This is a genomic window from Endozoicomonas sp. SESOKO2 (assembly GCF_024606245.1).
Taxonomy (GTDB): Bacteria; Pseudomonadota; Gammaproteobacteria; order Pseudomonadales; family Endozoicomonadaceae; genus Endozoicomonas_A.
The window spans coordinates 1-1,957 of the sequence record NZ_JAHHPQ010000816.1; the positions used below are offsets into that span (position 1 = coordinate 1).

3 protein-coding genes are annotated in these 1,957 nt (G+C 50.8%); all 3 read left to right on the top strand.

Going from position 1 to position 1,957, the window contains the following annotated elements; all coding sequences use genetic code 11:
* Positions 1-567: bifunctional 2-polyprenyl-6-hydroxyphenol methylase/3-demethylubiquinol 3-O-methyltransferase UbiG (gene ubiG / locus KDK17_RS19185; RefSeq protein WP_257288839.1), on the top strand; the 567-nt coding region annotated here is incomplete at its 5' end.
* Between the two features lie 8 nt (positions 568-575).
* Positions 576-1,295 carry an HAD family hydrolase gene (locus KDK17_RS19190; RefSeq protein WP_257275492.1) on the top strand — a complete coding sequence of 240 codons (720 nt, stop codon included), beginning with the start codon at positions 576-578 and terminating at the stop codon, positions 1,293-1,295.
* Positions 1,288-1,957: YciK family oxidoreductase (locus tag KDK17_RS19195; RefSeq protein ID WP_257288840.1), on the top strand; the 670-nt coding region annotated here is incomplete at its 3' end. The genes KDK17_RS19190 and KDK17_RS19195, both read left to right, overlap by 8 nt.

Below are 1,957 nucleotides of genomic sequence, written 5' to 3' on the forward strand. Positions count from 1 at the left end.
GGAAAAAAAGTACTGGACGTTGGCTGTGGCGGAGGCATTCTCAGCGAATCAATGGCGCTTCGCGGTGCGGATGTTACCGGCATCGACATGGGCGATGCACCACTTTCCGTAGCTCGCTTACACAGTATGGAAAGCGAAGTTGAGGTCAACTACCGCAAGATTCCGGTGGAAGAACTGGCAGAAGAAATACCCGGCACCTTCGATGTGGTTACCTGTCTCGAAATGCTCGAACACGTTCCTGAACCGGCGTCCGTCATTCGTGCTTGTGAAAAGCTGCTCAAACCCGGCGGACAGATCTTCTTTGCTACGATAAACCGCAATGCCAAATCCTGGTTGTTTGCCATCGTCGGGGCCGAGTACGTTCTTAAAATGCTTCCCAAGGGTACCCATGAACACAGTAAATTCATTAAACCTCATGAGCTCTGCGGCTGGATGCGCCAGAGCGATCTGGAAGTAAACGACATGACAGGTATGATTTTCAACCCGTTTACCGGTGTCTACTCACTTAAGAAGTCGGACACTGACGTTAATTACCTGATTTATGGCAGCAAGCCAGAGGCCCAATGAGAATCTTGATGAGTCAACCGAACACCATTGAAGGTATTTTTTTTGATCTGGACGGCACTCTGCTGGACACTTCGGAAGACTTCATTTTTACCGTCAACAAAATGCTGGCAGATGATCATCTGCCAGCAATGGATGGCGAGCTCATTCGAAGCTATGTTTCGGAAGGCTCGAGAAAGCTGGTTCAACTCGCATACGGTCTGGAGCCATCAGACCCGAAGGTAGAAAGCCTCAGGAACAGGCTTCTTGATGAATATAATGACTACATCAGCAATGATCGTAGGGAAAAAGCAGCAAAACTGTACGGCGGACTGCCAACACTGCTTGATGCTCTGGATGAAAGAGCCATTCCCTGGGGGGTCGTCACCAATAAACCTTCAGTTTACGCAAAAATTTTACTGGCTCAGGCTAACCTGAGCCACCGGTCAAAAACATTGATCTGTCCAGACCATGTCAGACTGACCAAGCCCAACCCCGAAGCTCTGCTACTGGCCTGCCAGCAGACGGACGCTAATCCGGCAAAGTGCATTTATGTGGGTGATCATTGGCGCGACATTGAGGCTGGCAGAAATGCAGACATGGTGACTATTGCCGCACTCTATGGTTTTATCAGTCCCAAAGATACGCCGGATCAGTGGCACGCTGATTACAACGTCTCATCCGCAGAAGAGATTCTTCCGCTGCTGGAAAAGTACAAGTGGCAGCTACCACGGAGAGCAACACATGTTTAAATATACTGCACCCGACAACCTCCTCCGGGACAAAATTATCCTGATCACTGGTGCTGGCAGTGGTATTGGCCGAACGGCAGCACTGACCTTTGCACGCCACGGCGCTACCGTCATCTTGCTGGGCAGAACCATCAGCAAGCTTGAAGAGGTCTATGACGAGATTGAAGAAAATGGCTGGCCCCAGGCGGCCATTTATCCCATGAACCTCGCCGGAGCTTCAGAACAGGACTATGCGAACCTGGCGGAAACTCTGGATAAAGAATTTGGCAGACTGGATGGGCTCCTGCACAATGCAGGCCTGCTGGGCGAACTGAAAACCATTGCACAATTTGAACTGGATAAATGGAATGAAGTCATGCACGTTAATTTGACTGCCCCCTTCCTGCTGTCAAGAGAACTGCTCCCTCTGCTTCGCAACGCTGAATCCGGTTCCATTGCCTTCACTTCCTCCAGCGTTGGTCATAAAGGACGCGCTCACTGGGGAGCCTATAGCATCTCAAAATTTGCTACCGAAGGCCTGATGCAGGTGATGGCAGATGAAGAAGACGGCCTCAGCCAGGTAAGAGTCAACACCATTAATCCCGGTGGCACACGGACAGCCATGAGAGCCTCTGCCTACCCCGGTGAAGACCCGATGAGCCGCCCAACACCTGAAGATATTA